This is a genomic window from Massilia sp. UMI-21 (assembly GCA_015277795.1).
Taxonomy (GTDB): Bacteria; Pseudomonadota; Gammaproteobacteria; order Burkholderiales; family Burkholderiaceae_D; genus Telluria.
The window spans coordinates 1,890,855-1,905,911 of sequence record CP063848.1; the positions used below are offsets into that span (position 1 = coordinate 1,890,855).

Here is a 15,057-nt window from a genome sequence, read left to right on the forward strand (position 1 = left end):
TCCACCCATATCAGCGCCACAGGGCATCACGATAATTATCAGGAGACAAAAGTGGAACAAGACGTTGTACAGCGGGTCAAGAGCGACCCCGATTACCGCAAGCTCGTCGCACGCCGTTCGAAGTTCGGCTGGACCCTTACCTGGAGCATGATGATCGTCTACTACGGCTTCACCCTGCTCTGCGCCTTCGACAAGGAGTTCATGGGCAGCCGTATCGGCGACGGCGTCATGACCTGGGGCATTCCGCTGGGTCTGTTCGTCATCCTGTTCACGGTGGCCATCACCGCCATCTACGTGCGCCGCGCCAACAGCGAGTACGACCAGCTGACCGATGCCATCAAGGCCCGCGTGGCCGCAGGCAAGAAGGCGGCAGCATGAAGGCCCTGACCCGTAGCGCCATCGCGCTGGCCCTGCTGGCCGCCAGCGGCCTCGCCCTGGCCGCGCCCGACCTCGGCCAGGCCACCCGGCAGCCCACCAACTGGACCGCGATCAGCATGTTCGCGATCTTCGTCGTGCTGACCCTGTTCATCACCAAGTGGGCGGCCGCCAAGACCCGCTCGGCCTCCGACTTCTACACCGCCGGCGGCGGCATTTCCGGCTTCCAGAACGGCCTGGCGATCGCCGGCGACTTCATGTCGGCCGCGTCCTTCCTGGGCATTTCCGCGGCCGTCTTCGCGAACGGTTTCGACGGCCTGATCTACGCGATCGGCTTCCTGGTCGGCTGGCCGGTGATCACCTTCCTGATGGCCGAGCGCCTGCGCAACCTGGGGCGCTTCACCTTCGCCGACGTCGCCGCCTACCGCTTCCACCAGAAACCCATCCGCGTGTTCGCCGCTTCCGGCACCCTGGTCGTGGTGGCCTTCTACCTGATCGCGCAAATGGTCGGCGCCGGCCAGCTGATCAAGCTGCTGTTCGGCCTGGAATACTGGATCGCGGTGGTGATCGTCGGCGGCCTGATGATGGTCTACGTGCTGTTCGGCGGCATGACCGCCACCACCTGGGTGCAGATCATCAAGGCCGTGCTGCTGCTGTCGGGTGCGTCCTTCATGGCCTTCTCGGTGCTGGCGCAATACAATTTCAGCCCGGAGCAACTGTTCGCGGCCGCCACCGAAGTGCACGACAAGGGCGAGTCGATCATGGGCCCGGGCACCTTCCTGACCGACCCGATCTCGGCGATTTCCTTCGGCATGGCGCTGATGTTCGGCACCGCCGGCCTGCCGCACATCCTGATGCGCTTCTTCACCGTCCCGAGTGCGAAAGAGGCGCGCAAGTCGGTGCTGTGGGCCACCACCTGGATCGGCTACTTCTACATCCTCACCTTCATCATCGGCTTCGGCGCGATCGTGCTGGTGGGCACCAACCCGACCTTCAAGGATGCGGCCGGCAAGCTGCTGGGCGGTAACAACATGGCGGCGGTGCACCTGGCCAATGCCGTGGGCGGCGACATCTTCCTGGGCTTCATCTCGGCGGTGGCCTTCGCGACCATCCTGGCGGTGGTGGCCGGCCTGACCCTGTCGGGCGCCTCGGCGGTGTCGCACGACCTGTACGCCACCGTGTTCAAGAAGGGCAAGGCCAACAGCGCCGACGAACTGAAGGTCTCGAAGATCACCACCATCGTGCTGGGCATCGTGGCCGTGATCCTCGGCATCGCGTTTGAAAAGCAGAACGTCGCCTTCATGGTGTCGCTGGCCTTCGCAATCGCCGCATCGGCCAACTTCCCGGTGCTGTTCATGTCGGTGCTCTGGAAGGACTGCACCACCCGCGGCGCCACCGTCGGCGGCTTCCTGGGCCTGGCCACCGCGGTCGTGCTGACCGTGGTGTCGAAATCGGTGTGGGTCGACGTGTTCGGCAATGCCGCACCGATCTTCCCCTACACCTCGCCGGCGCTGTTCTCGATGGCGGTGGGCTTCTTCGGCATCTGGCTGTTCTCGGTGACCGACAAGAGCCCGCGCGCCGCGATCGACCGGGCCGGTTTCGAGGCGCAGGAAGTGCGTTCGGAAACCGGCATCGGTGCGTCGACGGCAAGCGCACACTGAGCGTCAATGCCTCATCCGACACCCCGCTGCGGCGGGGTTTTTTATGGTTCTTCGCGGGAAATGGGGGAAGACGGTATTGACTGGCTGAGCGGGAGGTGGTGGCGGAGGTCTGATGTTGGTAGATTGATAGTCGCCAAACAAATCAGTCTGTCAAACCACCGCCATGCTCAATGCTATGTCGTCTGTCTCATTTTGGGAAGGCCATATTGTCGACACCGTCCAGGAACAAGAAGACGGGTCGCTGTTAATCGTTCTCGACACCTGCCCGGCAAGTGATGCCGTGTGCGGAGCGTGCCTCCAGCCTTGTGCCCTGGTGCATGAACGCCGAAGGCGTAAGGTGCGCGATCGTGACGTTCTGGACAAGCGCGTCTGGCTCGATGTGCCGGTTCGGCGGCTGGACTGTCATCACTGCAATGCACGGGTGGCCGAGCACATTGTTTGGCTTGACCGGGGAGCTCGCATTACGCACCGCGTGCGCCTTTGGGTCGAGGCGTTGGCGCAGCTGCTCCCGATAGCCCATGTGGCCCGACTGACCGGCCTGCACTGGCACACCATCAAGGACATCGATCATCGGCGGCTGAAACACCTGCATGGTGACTTCTCGGCAGAAGGCGTTCAGCGCTTGGTCATGGACGAATTCGCGCTGCACAAAGGCCACCGCTATGCCACTGTGGCCTTGGATGCCGAGCGAATGCGGGTGCTGTGGGTTGGAGAGGGTAATAGCCGGGAAGCGATCCGACCATTCTTCGAGCTGCTGGGAGAGCAAGGCTGTCAGCGAATCGAAGCCGTAGCCATGGACATGAACACGGCGATGGACCTCGAAGTTCGCCAGCAATGCCCGAACGCGGAAGTCGTCTACGACCTGTTTCACGTGGTGGCCCGCTTCGGCCGCGAAGTGGTAGACCGGGTTCGCGTCGACCAAGCCAATGCCTTGCGTGCCGAATCAAAGGCCCGCAAGGTCATCAAGCGTAGCCGCTGGCTGTTACTGCGCAACCGCGACAACCTGAAAGCCGAACAGGCCGTCAAACTGGAGGAGCTGCTGGCTGCCAACCAGCCTTTGGCGACGGTCTACCTGCTCAAGACCGAGTTGAAGGAAATCTGGTATGCCCCATCGGTCCGGGAAGGTGCTCGTCGATGGAAAACCTGGCTCAAACTCGCCCTTCAAAGCCAAATCGCTCCGGTAATCCAATTCGCCAAACGTTTGGCCAAATACCGGCGCGGCATCCTGGCTTCGGCCATCTATCCGATGAGCTCATCGATCCTGGAAGGCGTCAACAACCGCATCAAGGTCATCAAGCGCATGGCCTACGGATTTCGGGATGCATCTTATTTCTTCCTGAAAATCAAGGATGCGTTCCCCGGCAAAGCGCGATGAACCTTTTTTATTGGTATCATGTTTCATTTGCATTTCATGTTTCATCCATCTGAAACACATGAGATGGCAGATGCGGGTATGCTGCGCAGGGGGGGGGCGGCAAGTCCTTGAATTTACAGCGAAAGCGCATCGGCGAAAAGACTGGCACGCTGTTTGCATATCAAGTCCGTATTCGATCAACCCATCATTCGAGAGCTAAAGCATGAGCCATCACTCCGCCGGCGCCGCGTTCCGCCAGGCCGTCCAGGAAGAATCCCCGCTGCAGGTCATCGGCGCGATCAACGCCAACCATGCGCTGCTGGCCAAGCGCGCTGGCTACCGCGCCATCTACCTGTCCGGCGGCGGCGTCGCCGCCGGTTCGCTGGGCCTGCCCGATCTGGGCATCTCCGGCCTGGAAGACGTGCTGGTCGACGTGCGCCGCATCACCGACGTCTGCGACCTGCCGCTGCTGGTCGATATCGATACCGGCTTCGGCTCGTCCGCCTTCAATGTCGCGCGCACCGTCCGCTCCCTTGAAAAGGCCGGCGCCGCCGCCTGCCACATCGAAGACCAGGTCGGCGCCAAGCGTTGCGGCCACCGTCCGGGCAAGGAAATCGTGAGCAAGGACGAGATGGTCGACCGCGTCAAGGCAGCCGCCGACGCCCGCGCCGACGAGGATTTCGTGATCATGGCGCGCACCGACGCGCTGGCCGTGGAGGGCCTGGACGCCGCCATCGAGCGCGCGGTTGCATGCGTGGAAGCCGGCGCCGACATGATCTTCCCGGAAGCGATGACCAGCCTCGAGATGTACAAGCAGTTCGCCGATGCCGTCAAGGTGCCGGTGCTGGCCAACATCACCGAGTTCGGTTCGACCCCGCTGTTCACCCTGGACGAACTGCGCAGTGCCAAGGTCGCCATCGCCCTGTATCCGCTGTCGGCCTTCCGCGCCATGAACAAGGCGGCCGAGAACGTCTACAACGCGATCCGCCGCGACGGCACCCAGAAGAACGTGCTGGACACGATGCAGACCCGCGCCGAACTGTATGACCGCATCGACTACCACAGCTACGAACAGAAGCTGGACGCACTGTTCGCCCAAAAGAAAACCAAGTAAAGAGTCAGGAGATCCACGCATGAGCACCCAGAACAACGAGACCCCAACGTTCAAGCCGAAGAAGTCGGTGGCCCTGTCCGGCGTTGCCGCCGGCAATACCGCACTGTGCTCGGTCGGCAAGTCGGGCAACGATTTGCACTACCGCGGTTACGACATCCTGGACGTCGCCACGTCCTGCGAGTTCGAAGAGATCGCCTACCTGCTGGTGCACGGCAAGCTGCCCACCGTGGCCGAACTGAAGGGCTACAAGGCCAAGCTGAAAATGCTGCGCGGCCTGCCGCAGGCGGTGAAAAGCGCGCTGGAAGCGCTGCCGGCCAGCGCCCATCCGATGGACGTGATGCGTACCGGCGTGTCGGTGCTGGGCTGCACGCTGCCGGAGAAGGACGACCACAACGTGCCGGGCGCGCGCGACATCGCCGACCGCCTGATGGCCTCGTTCGGCTCGATGCTGCTGTACTGGTACCACTTCAGCCATTCGGGCAAGCGCATCGAGGTCGAAACCGACGACGACTCGATCGGCGGCCACTTCCTGCACCTGCTGCACGGCGAAAAGCCACGCGACTCCTGGGTGCGCGCGATGCACACCTCGCTGATCCTGTACGCCGAGCACGAGTTCAACGCCTCGACCTTCACCTCGCGCGTGATCGCCGGCACCGGTTCCGACATCCACTCGGCCATCACCGGCGCGATCGGCGCGCTGCGCGGCCCGAAGCACGGCGGCGCCAACGAAGTGGCCCTCGACATCCAGAAGCGCTACGAGAACGCCGACGAGGCCGAGGCCGACATCCGCAACCGCGTGGCGAACAAGGAAGTCGTGATCGGCTTCGGCCACCCGGTGTACACCATCAGCGACCCGCGCAACGTGGTGATCAAGGAAGTGGCGCGCACCCTGTCGCAAGAAGCCGGCTCGATGAAGATGTTCGACATCGCCGAGCGCCTGGAATCGGTGATGTGGGAAGTCAAGAAGATGTTCCCGAACCTGGACTGGTTCTCGGCCGTCTCGTACCACATGATGGGCGTGCCGACCGCCATGTTCACGCCGCTGTTCGTCATTTCGCGCACCTCCGGCTGGGCCGCGCACATCATCGAGCAGCGCATCGACAACAAGATCATCCGCCCGAGCGCGAACTACGTGGGTCCGGAAGACCTGCAGTTCGTGCCGATCGCCAATCGCAACTAATCGACGAATCAGCGCGGCGCGTCCGTCGCCCCGCACCCTCAAGACCGTCAACCCCGCGCAGGCGGGGATCCAAGTTTGTGTGAATGGTCCGCAGCTGAAATTGGATTCCCGCCTTCGCGGGAATGACGGTTCTAAGGTCAACTCGGAGAATCCCGAACCATGAACACCAACCACCGCAAACCCCTCCCTGGCACCAGCCTGGACTACTTCGACACGCGCGCCGCGGTCGACGCCATCCAGCCCGGCGCCTACGACAGCTTGCCCTACACCTCGCGCGTGCTGGCCGAGAACCTGGTGCGCCGCTGCGACCCGGCCAGCATGGAGGACGCACTCAAGCAGATCATCGAACGCAAGCGCGAACTCGACTTCCCGTGGTTTCCGGCGCGCGTGGTCTGCCACGACATCCTGGGCCAGACCGCGCTGGTCGACCTGGCCGGCCTGCGCGACGCCATCGCGCTGCAAGGCGGCGACCCGGCCCTGGTCAATCCGGTGGTCCCGACCCAGCTGGTCGTTGACCACTCGCTGGCCGTCGAGTGCGGCGGCTTCGACCCGGACGCCTTCGCCAAGAACCGCGCCATCGAAGACCGCCGCAACGAAGACCGCTTCCACTTCATCGAGTGGACCAAGAAGGCCTTCCAGAACGTCGACGTGATCCCGCCGGGGAACGGTATCCTGCACCAGATCAACCTGGAACGCATGTCGCCGGTGATTCAGCAAGAGAAGGGCGTGGCCTATCCCGACACCCTGGTCGGCACCGACTCGCACACCCCGATGGTCGACGCCCTCGGCGTGATCGCGATCGGCGTGGGCGGCCTGGAAGCCGAAAGCGTGATGCTGGGCCGCGCCTCGTACATGCGCCTGCCCGACATCGTCGGCGTCGAACTCACCGGCAAGCCGCAGCCCGGCATCACCGCCACCGACATCGTGCTGGCGCTGACCGAGTTCCTGCGCGCCTCGAAGGTCGTCTCCACCTACCTCGAGTTCCATGGCGAGGGCGCATCCAGCCTGACCCTGGGCGACCGCGCCACCATCTCCAACATGGCCCCGGAATTCGGCGCCACCGCCGCGATGTTCTACATCGACGAGCAGACCATCAAGTACCTGCGCCTGACCGGCCGCGAGGAAGAGACCGTGCAGCTGGTCGAGACCTATGCCAAGCAGGCCGGCCTGTGGGCCGACAGCCTCAAGACGGCCCAGTACGAGCGCGTGCTGTCGTTTGACCTGTCGAGCGTGGTGCGCAACATCGCCGGCCCGTCCAACCCGCACAAGCGGGTGCCGACCTCGGAGCTGGCCCAGCGCGGCATCTCGGGCGTGGTCGAGAATGAAACAGGCCGCATGCCGGACGGCGCCGTGATCATCGCGGCGATCACCAGCTGCACCAACACCAACAACCCGCGCAACATGATCGCGGCCGGCCTGATCGCCCGCAACGCCAACCGCGCCGGCCTCCTGCGCAAGCCCTGGGTCAAGAGCTCGCTGGCGCCGGGCTCCAAGGCGGTGGCCCTGTACCTGGAAGAAGCCGGCCTGATGCCGGAGCTGGAAAAGCTGGGCTTCGGCGTGGTGGCCTTCGCCTGCACCACCTGCAACGGCATGAGCGGCGCGCTCGAGCCAAGCATCCAGCAGGAGATCATCGAGCGCGAGCTGTATGCGACCGCGGTCCTGTCGGGCAACCGCAATTTCGACGGCCGCATCCACCCGTATGCAAGCCAGGCCTTCCTGGCCTCGCCGCCGCTGGTGGTGGCCTACGCGATCGCCGGCACCATCCGCTTCGATATCGAGAAGGACGTGCTGGGCGTGGACAGCGCCGGTAAAGAGATCCGCCTGGCGGACCTGTGGCCCTCGGACGAGGAAATCGACGCCGTGGTGGAAAACAGCGTCAAGCCGGAGCAGTTCCGCAAGGTCTACACGCCGATGTTCGCGCGTGTCGTGGACGATGGCGAGCAGGTCAGCCCGCTGTACGACTGGCGTGCGCAGAGCACCTACATCCGCCGTCCGCCGTACTGGGAAGGCGCGCTCGCGGGCGAACGCACCTTGGCCGGCATGCGTCCGCTGGCGATCCTGGGCGACAACATCACCACCGACCACCTGTCGCCGTCGAACGCGATCATGCCCGATTCGGCGGCCGGCGAGTACCTGGCCAGGATGGGTCTGCCGGAAGAAGACTTCAACTCCTACGCGACCCACCGCGGCGACCACCTGACCGCGCAGCGCGCCACCTTCGCCAACCCGACCCTCAAGAACGAGATGGTGCGCGACCAGGCCGGCGCCGTGAAAGCCGGTTCCCTGGCGCGCATCGAGCCGGAGGGGCAGGTGACGCGCATGTGGGAAGCCATCGAGACCTACATGCAGCGCAAGCAGCCGCTGATCGTGGTCGCCGGCGCCGACTACGGCCAGGGCTCGTCGCGCGACTGGGCGGCCAAGGGCGTGCGCCTGGCGGGCGTGGAAGCGATCGTGGCCGAAGGCTTCGAACGCATCCACCGTACCAACCTGGTCGGCATGGGCGTGCTGCCGCTCGAGTTCAAGCCGGGCGTCAACCGCCTGACCCTGGAGCTCGACGGCACCGAGACCTACGACGTGCTGGGTGCGCGCACCCCGCGCGCCGAGCTGGTGCTGGTCATCCACCGCAGGAACGGCGAGCGCGTGGAGGTCCCGGTGACCTGCCGCCTCGACACCGCCGAGGAAGTCGCGATCTACGAGGCGGGCGGCGTGCTGCAGCGCTTCGCGCAGGATTTCCTCGAGTCGTCGGCGCCAAAAGCAGCTGCATAACCGTAGGGTGGGCGGGTCTCCCGCCCACGCGTTCAAATCACGGTCGAATTGTGGCGCGGCTGTTCTCAGACCGCTTGAACGCGTGGGCGGCAAAGCCGCCCACCCTACAAGAACGGAAAAACTATGGCACATACTCCCCAAATCAAGATCCCCGCCACCTACATGCGTGGCGGCACCAGTAAAGGCGTCTTCTTCCGCCTGCAAGACCTCCCGGAAGCCGCGCGCGTGCCCGGCCCTGCGCGCGATGCGTTGCTGCTGCGCGTGATCGGCAGCCCCGACCCCTACGGCAAGCAGATCGACGGCATGGGCGGCGCCAGCTCGAGCACCAGCAAGGCCGTGATCGTGGCCCGCAGCACGCGTGCGGAGCACGACGTCGACTACCTGTTCGGCCAGGTCTCGATCGACAAGCCCTTCGTGGACTGGAGCGGCAACTGCGGCAACCTGTCCTCGGCGGTGGGTTCCTTTGCCATCGCCAGCGGCCTGGTCGACCCCGAGCGCGTGCCGCAAGACGGCATGGCCACGGTGCGCATCTGGCAGGCCAATATCGGCAAGACCATCGTCGCCCACGTCCCGGTGAGCCAGGGCGCGGTGCAGGAAACCGGCGACTTCGAACTCGATGGCGTGACCTTCCCGGCGGCCGAGGTACAGCTCGAATTCCTCGACCCGGCGGCCGAGGAAGAGGGCGCCGGCGCGGGTGCGCCAAGTGCGATGTTCCCGACCGGGAACCTGGTGGACGAACTCGAGGTCCCCGGTGTCGGGGTGCTGAAGGCCACCATGATCAACGCCGGCATCCCGACCATCTTCGTGAACGCGGAGGCGATCGGCTACGACGGCACCGAACTGCAGGACGCCATCAACGGCGATCCGCGCGCGCTGGCCCTGTTCGAGACCATCCGCGCCCACGGCGCCCTGCGCATGGGGCTGATCTCCAGCATCGAGGAGGCCGCCAAGCGCCAGCACACGCCGAAGGTCGCCTTCGTCGCCAGGCCGGCCAACTACCTCGCCTCGAGCGGCAAGCAGGTGGGGGCGGCCGAGATCGACCTGCTGGTGCGCGCGATGTCGATGGGCAAGCTGCACCACGCGATGATGGGCACCGCCGCGGTGGCGATCGGCACCGCCGCCGCCATTCCCGGCACCCTGGTCAACCTCGCGGCCGGCGGCGGCGATCGCAGCGCGGTGCGCTTCGGCCATCCGTCCGGCACCCTTCGGGTCGGCGCCGAAGCGGTGTACGCGAACGGCGAGTGGAGCGTGGCCAAGGCGATCATGAGCCGCAGCGCCCGCGTCCTGATGGAAGGCTGGGTGCGGGTGCCGGGCGATTGTTTCTAAGGAAGTGCCGGTAATTCACGCATTTGATGGGCCGCAACAACACGGCCCATTTTTCATGCTTGTTGGTTTTGGAGCATCGTTGGTTTGTGGTTTATGATTGCTAAATGGCAAGTTAGCCAAGAGACAATCAAGAGCCACCATGGACCGACACTCCGCCGAGTTTCCCCTCGCAGCCGTCATGGCCCCCGCGGACTTCCCTCCGACGGGCGATGAGGGCGATCTCGAACACGAGATGCTGCGCATCGCCTTGCGCGAGCAGCGCGCTATCCTGGAAAATGCGCCGGTCGGCATCGTGTTCACGCTGCCGGGCCAGTTCAAGTCCTGCAATCCGCGCATCTGCGAGCTGCTCGACTATTCCTATGCCGAACTGAGCAGCCTGCATCCCACGCAGGTGTTCGGTTCGCCGGAGGACTACCAGGCGCTGACGACGGAAGCCTATCCGGTCCTGGCTGCCGGCGGCCTGTTCGAGAAGGGCGAGTATCCGTTCCGGCGCCGCGACGGTTCGATCATCTGGGCGCGCCTGCGCGGCCGGGCGGTCGACCCGAGCGCGCGCGAAGCGGGCACCATCTGGATCGTCGAGGATGTGACCGAGGTGCGCCAGACGCTGTTCGAGGTGCAGGCGATCATGACCAACGCCACGATCGGCATCATGTACACGCGCAAGCGCATCATCCAGCGCTACAACCCGGCCTTTGGCGCGATGTTCGGCTACCGCGACGGCGAAGCCCTGGGGCGCTCGACCCGCATCGTCTACCCGGACGACCAGGCCTTCCACGATTTCGGCGCGATGGCCTACCCGCAGCTGGCCCGTGGCGTTCCCTACCGCGCCGAGACCGAACTGGTGCGCAAGGACGGCTCGCGCATCTGGGGCCAGCTCAACGGCTACCTGTTCAACCCGGAGGACCCGGAGCTGGGGGCGATCTGGATGTTCGAGGACCGCACCCGCGAGCGTCTCGATGAAGTCCAGTTGCGCAACGCCCTGATGGAGAACCGCGCCATCCTCGACAACGCGGTGCTCGGCATCGCCGTGGTCGAGGGAGGCCTTACCCTGCACTGCAACACCAAGATGGAAGAGCTGTTCGGCAGCCCTGCCGGCGGCATGGACGGCACGCCGGTGCGCGCCCTGTATCCCGACGAAGCGGCCTGGCGCACGGCGCGCCAGGACACCGCGCGCAGCTTCGAAGCCGGGCAAGTGCATACGGCCGAATACCGGCTCGCGCGGCGCGACGGCACGCTGTTCTGGGCGCGCCTGTCGGGGCGCCTGTTCGACCAGGCCGCGCAGGGCGGACGCAGCGTCTGGCTGCTGGACGACGTCACCGCGCAGCGCGAGGCCGCCGACGCGATCCGGCGCGCACGCGACGAACTCGAGATCCGCGTGGCCGAGCGCACCGCCGAACTGGCCGGCGCCAACCGCCTGCTGCAGGAAGAGATCGTCGAGCGCCGCCAGGCCGAGGCGCGCGTGCACCACATGGCCTACCACGACAGCCTGACCGGGCTGCCGAACCGCGCACTGCTGTCGGACCGGCTCGACTGCGCCCTGCGTGCGGCCGGCCGGAGCGGCCGCAAGCTGGCCGTGATGTTCCTCGACCTCGACCGTTTCAAGACCATCAACGACTCGCTCGGCCATGCCACCGGCGACCACCTGCTGCGCGAGGTCGCGCGGCGCCTGTGCGCGGCGGTGCGCGACAGCGACACCGTGGCGCGCCTGGGCGGCGACGAATTCGTGGTGCTGCTGCCGGATATCGGCGGCGCGCCCGAATGCGCGCAGGTCGCCGACAAGATCATCGACGCGCTGGCCACGCCGTTTCCGTTCGAAGGGCACAGCCTGCACATCACGCCTTCGATCGGCATCTGCCTGTGTCCGGACGACGGCAAGGACGTCGACACCCTGATGCGCCAGGCCGATGCCGCCATGTACCATGCCAAGGCGGCCGGGCGCAACAACTACCAGTTCTTCGACCAGCGCATGAACCAGGCGGCGGCGCGGCGCTTCGAACTCGAGTCGCAGTTGCGCGGCGCCTTGCCGCGCGGGGAATTCGAACTGCACTACCAGCCCATCATCGACACCGCCACGCGCCGCCTGCACGCGCTCGAGGTGCTGCTGCGCTGGCGCCGCAGCGTCGGCGGCGACCGGGTGCTGGTCGGGCCCGACGAGTTCATCCCGATCCTGGAAGAGAACGGGATGATCGTGGCGGTGGGCGAATGGGTGATCCGCAGCGCCTGCGAGCAGAGCATGGCCTGGCAGCGCCAGGGCTTGCTTGCCGTGCCGCTTGCGATCAACCTGTCGGCGCGCCAGTTCATGCACGACGGCCTGGTAAGCTCGATGCGCCGCATCGTCGGCGAGACCGGCATCGACCCCGCGCTGGTGGAATTCGAACTGACCGAGACCGCGCTGATGCAGCACGGCGGCCAGACCCTGGAAATCCTGCGCCAGATCAACGACATGGGCATGCGCCTGTCGATCGACGATTTCGGCACCGGCTATTCGAGCCTGGCTTACCTGAAGCGCTTCCCGGTACACAAGATCAAGATCGACCGCGCCTTCGTGCGCGAACTCGAGGCCAGCGCGGAAGACCGCGCGATCGTGGCGGCCGTGATGGCGCTGGCGAACAGCCTGGGGCTGTCGGTGGTGGCCGAAGGCGTGGAGACCGAAGGGCAGTACGCGCTGCTGGGCGCTTACGGCTGCCAGTTCGCCCAGGGCTACCTGTTCGCGCGGCCTCTGCCGGCGTCGGACGCGGCGCGGCTGCTGGTCGGCTCCGTGCTCGCGATGATCGACGGCTAGGCGGCCCGCCGGTCGGCCGCGGCAAGGATCAATCCGCGAGCGCCGCCACCACCGGCGCGTGGTCCGACGGCTGCTCCCACTTGCGGGTCTCGCGGTCGATATGGCAGGCGGTGCAGCGCTGCGCCAGCGCCTCGCTCAGCAGGATGTGATCGATGCGCAGCCCGCGGTTGCGGCGGAAGGCCATCTGGCGATAGTCCCACCAGCTGTACTGTTTTTCCGGCTGTTCGAACAGGCGGAAGGCGTCGCGCAGTCCCAGGGCCATCAGCGCGTCCATCTGTTCGCGCTCCGGCGCGGTGAAGTGGATGTGGTTCTCCCACTCGGCCGGGTCGTGCACGTCGCGCGCTTCCGGCGCGATGTTGTAGTCGCCCAGCAGGGCCAGTTGCGGATGCGCCGCCATCTCGGCCGCGATCCATGCGCGCAGGGCGTCCAGCCAGGCCATCTTGTAGCTGAACTTGTCGCTGCCGATGTCCTGCCCGTTGGGCATGTAGGCGCACACGATGCGCATGCCGCCAATGGTGGCCGCCAGGATGCGCTGCTGCTCGTCCTCGAAGCGCGGGTTGTTCTTCTGGACGTCCTCGATCGGATGCTGCGACAGGATCGCCACGCCGTTATAGGTCTTCTGGCCGCTGAAGGCGACCCGGTAGCCGGCCGCTTCGATCTCGGCCACCGGGAATTTGTCGTCGGTGAGCTTGGTCTCCTGCAGGCACAGGACATCGACCGGATTGGCTGCGAGCCAGGTGAGCAGGTGCGGGAGGCGGACTTTCAGCGAGTTGACGTTCCAGGTGGCTATCTTCATGCAATCGGCTCTCTACGATGGAAAACGGGTGATACAAGTAGCTGGCAGCACGCTACGCTGCCCGCTCGGGCTGGGTTAGCCAGAGAGTATACGCTGTCCATGGTGATATGAGCGGTATTGCGGCCAAGGCCGGCTTTTACCGGCCTGCCAGCCCTTGCCTTCCTGTTGATGGTCGAGCGTGAAATGTTCGTTTCAAAAATCAAGGCCAAATACACCAGTTATGCGCTGCAGCACCCCATGGCCACGTCCTTTCTATCAATTCATGCAGTTTTTCATGGGCACCTTTAGGCTCGGAAAGCTTGATGGACCAGCGACGCATCTCAACCTTGCCATGTTGCCGTCTATGATTACTTTCAGGCATCCACTCAGGCAATTTATATGGCCCAGCGATATGGACATACCAACACTCCAGCTTTCGCCGACATTGACGCCAGGCTGGTCGAGCGCGTCGAAAACCTTATTACTTCCAGCCAATCGCGGTGGCCTTCCTCTTCAGATTCCCCGCTGATGCCTTCGGTCTTGAGAGATGCGTTGTCAGCCATGCGTGTCACTGCACTGGCTTGAGCAAGTGGTGATGCTGGTTTTGCCATACCGCCGGCTGCGACGAACCGGCCTTCCCATGTCCCACGAATAATCGTGATTGATGTGACAGTTGTATTTATGCTGAACGTGCAGCAATTGTTGTTAGGTAGGCACTAACATTGCGTAGCGTGTAATCTGCTATGTTAGAATAAATTAATAGAATAATAAATAAACGTGTAATTTATGCAGTGCGGGCTGTAAAAACGTTCGCAAAAGCATTAAACTAGCGCGAAAGCATGTAACACTGTTTCCCAGTGGGAATAAAGTTATTGCGCTGGTGCAACTAACCTTGTACTATTTACAGATTGAGAAACAAGTTCGGTAGCCTGCGGCCCACCAATCGTGCGGGCATGTTGGCACAGTGCAAAGTGGTAATATTCGGAATCTTGTTTTTTCGATAGCAAATGAACCCGAACGCTGATTTACAAAGGACTGAAATGCGCACTGCATTCGAAGCGTGGGCCCAACGCGAAGGCCATATCACCCGCCGCCGCGAGGACAAACCCGAGGAATACCTCGTCTATGAAACCCAGCGCCGCTGGGTCATCTGGCAGGCGGCCCTGACGCATGGCGCCAAGGCTGCGGCCGAGGCGCCGTCGAAGTTCGCCAAGGAAGCGGAGCAGAAGCCTGCGCTCACCCAGGACGAAGCCATGGTGCGCAACCGCGTACTCAACGAAGTGCTCGATGCGTTCAGCGAACTGGACGAAGCCGCCGGCATGGAAGGCGTGCTGAAGGTGATCCAGGGCCTGAAGAAAAAGCAGAAGGCGCTGGCCGACAGCAAGGCCTGAGTGCCGGCTGCCAGGCGCTACCGCCACTACAAGGGCGGCATCTACGAGCTGGTCTGCGAAGCCGTCATGGAAGCGGACTACACGCCCGTGATGGTGTACCGCGGCCAGGACGGCACCGTCTGGGTGCGTCCGCGCGCCGCGTTCTTCGAGACCGTTGGCGTCGACGGCGCGGCGCTGCCGCGCTTCGCCGCGCTTTCCGACCCGCTTACCGACCCGCTTATAGACCCGCTTACCGACCCGCTCTCCGGCCTGCCTTGCGCCACCAGCCAGGCCGCGCGCGAGGAATAGGCCGGCAAGCCCTCAGCATTTGCTTCAGGCTGCCGTTAATGGCAG

General features: G+C 64.5%; 11 protein-coding genes. 10 read left to right on the forward strand and 1 reads right to left on the reverse strand.

What is annotated here, in order from left to right; genetic code table 11:
* Positions 1-51: 51 nt before the first annotated feature.
* From IM543_08425 to IM543_08460, 8 genes are all read left to right on the forward strand, one after another.
* Positions 52-378 carry a DUF485 domain-containing protein gene (locus IM543_08425; protein QOY95842.1) on the forward strand — a complete coding sequence of 109 codons (327 nt, stop codon included), beginning with the start codon at positions 52-54 and terminating at the stop codon, positions 376-378.
* Positions 375-2,036 carry a cation acetate symporter gene (locus IM543_08430; protein ID QOY95843.1) on the forward strand — a complete coding sequence of 554 codons (1,662 nt, stop codon included), beginning with the start codon at positions 375-377 and terminating at the stop codon, positions 2,034-2,036. The genes IM543_08425 and IM543_08430 overlap by 4 nt, the downstream gene beginning before the upstream one ends.
* Positions 2,037-2,199: 163 nt before the next feature.
* Positions 2,200-3,411 (forward strand): ISL3 family transposase, encoded by a 1,212-nt coding sequence (locus tag IM543_08435; GenBank protein QOY95844.1) that lies wholly within the window; start codon positions 2,200-2,202, stop codon positions 3,409-3,411.
* Between the two features lie 202 nt (positions 3,412-3,613).
* The gene (gene prpB / locus IM543_08440) at positions 3,614-4,504 is read left to right on the forward strand and encodes a methylisocitrate lyase (GenBank protein ID QOY95845.1); all 891 of its coding nucleotides are present in this window, start codon (positions 3,614-3,616) and stop codon (positions 4,502-4,504) included.
* Positions 4,505-4,523: 19 nt separating this feature from the next.
* Positions 4,524-5,684: a 2-methylcitrate synthase gene (prpC, locus tag IM543_08445; protein QOY95846.1), complete on the forward strand. Its 1,161-nt coding sequence runs from the start codon at positions 4,524-4,526 to the stop codon at positions 5,682-5,684.
* 159 nt (positions 5,685-5,843) lie between these two features.
* Entirely contained in the window at positions 5,844-8,450 is a 2,607-nt protein-coding gene (acnD, locus tag IM543_08450; GenBank protein QOY95847.1) for a Fe/S-dependent 2-methylisocitrate dehydratase AcnD, read from the forward strand.
* A gap of 123 nt (positions 8,451-8,573) precedes the next feature.
* A complete protein-coding gene (gene prpF / locus IM543_08455) occupies positions 8,574-9,776 on the forward strand; it encodes a 2-methylaconitate cis-trans isomerase PrpF (protein ID QOY95848.1) in 1,203 nt (400 codons plus the stop codon).
* 139 nt (positions 9,777-9,915) lie between these two features.
* A complete protein-coding gene (locus IM543_08460) occupies positions 9,916-12,558 on the forward strand; it encodes an EAL domain-containing protein (protein QOY95849.1) in 2,643 nt (880 codons plus the stop codon).
* 28 nt (positions 12,559-12,586) lie between these two features.
* Here IM543_08460 and xth read toward each other — a convergent pair whose 3' ends face one another.
* Positions 12,587-13,354 carry an exodeoxyribonuclease III gene (gene xth, locus IM543_08465; protein ID QOY95850.1) on the reverse strand — a complete coding sequence of 256 codons (768 nt, stop codon included), beginning with the start codon at positions 13,352-13,354 and terminating at the stop codon, positions 12,587-12,589.
* A gap of 1,019 nt (positions 13,355-14,373) precedes the next feature.
* Here xth and IM543_08470 point away from each other — a divergent pair.
* Together IM543_08470 and IM543_08475 are read left to right on the forward strand one after the other, a co-directional pair.
* The gene (locus IM543_08470) at positions 14,374-14,724 is read left to right on the forward strand and encodes a hypothetical protein (GenBank protein ID QOY95851.1); all 351 of its coding nucleotides are present in this window, start codon (positions 14,374-14,376) and stop codon (positions 14,722-14,724) included.
* Complete coding sequence (locus tag IM543_08475; protein ID QOY95852.1) at positions 14,725-15,012, forward strand: DUF1653 domain-containing protein; 288 nt, start codon at positions 14,725-14,727, stop codon at positions 15,010-15,012. It abuts the gene before it with no gap.
* Positions 15,013-15,057 lie beyond the last annotated feature (45 nt).

Coding starts and splice junctions, on each gene's coding strand:
- prpF (QOY95848.1), top strand. CDS start 8,574: ATGGCACATACTCCCCAAATCAAGATCCCCGCCACCTACATGCGTGGC.
- prpC (QOY95846.1), top strand. CDS start 4,524: ATGAGCACCCAGAACAACGAGACCCCAACGTTCAAGCCGAAGAAGTCG.
- xth (QOY95850.1), bottom strand. CDS start 13,354: ATGAAGATAGCCACCTGGAACGTCAACTCGCTGAAAGTCCGCCTCCCG.
- IM543_08470 (QOY95851.1), top strand. CDS start 14,374: ATGCGCACTGCATTCGAAGCGTGGGCCCAACGCGAAGGCCATATCACC.
- IM543_08460 (QOY95849.1), top strand. CDS start 9,916: ATGGACCGACACTCCGCCGAGTTTCCCCTCGCAGCCGTCATGGCCCCC.
- IM543_08430 (QOY95843.1), top strand. CDS start 375: ATGAAGGCCCTGACCCGTAGCGCCATCGCGCTGGCCCTGCTGGCCGCC.
- acnD (QOY95847.1), top strand. CDS start 5,844: ATGAACACCAACCACCGCAAACCCCTCCCTGGCACCAGCCTGGACTAC.
- IM543_08435 (QOY95844.1), top strand. CDS start 2,200: ATGCTCAATGCTATGTCGTCTGTCTCATTTTGGGAAGGCCATATTGTC.
- prpB (QOY95845.1), top strand. CDS start 3,614: ATGAGCCATCACTCCGCCGGCGCCGCGTTCCGCCAGGCCGTCCAGGAA.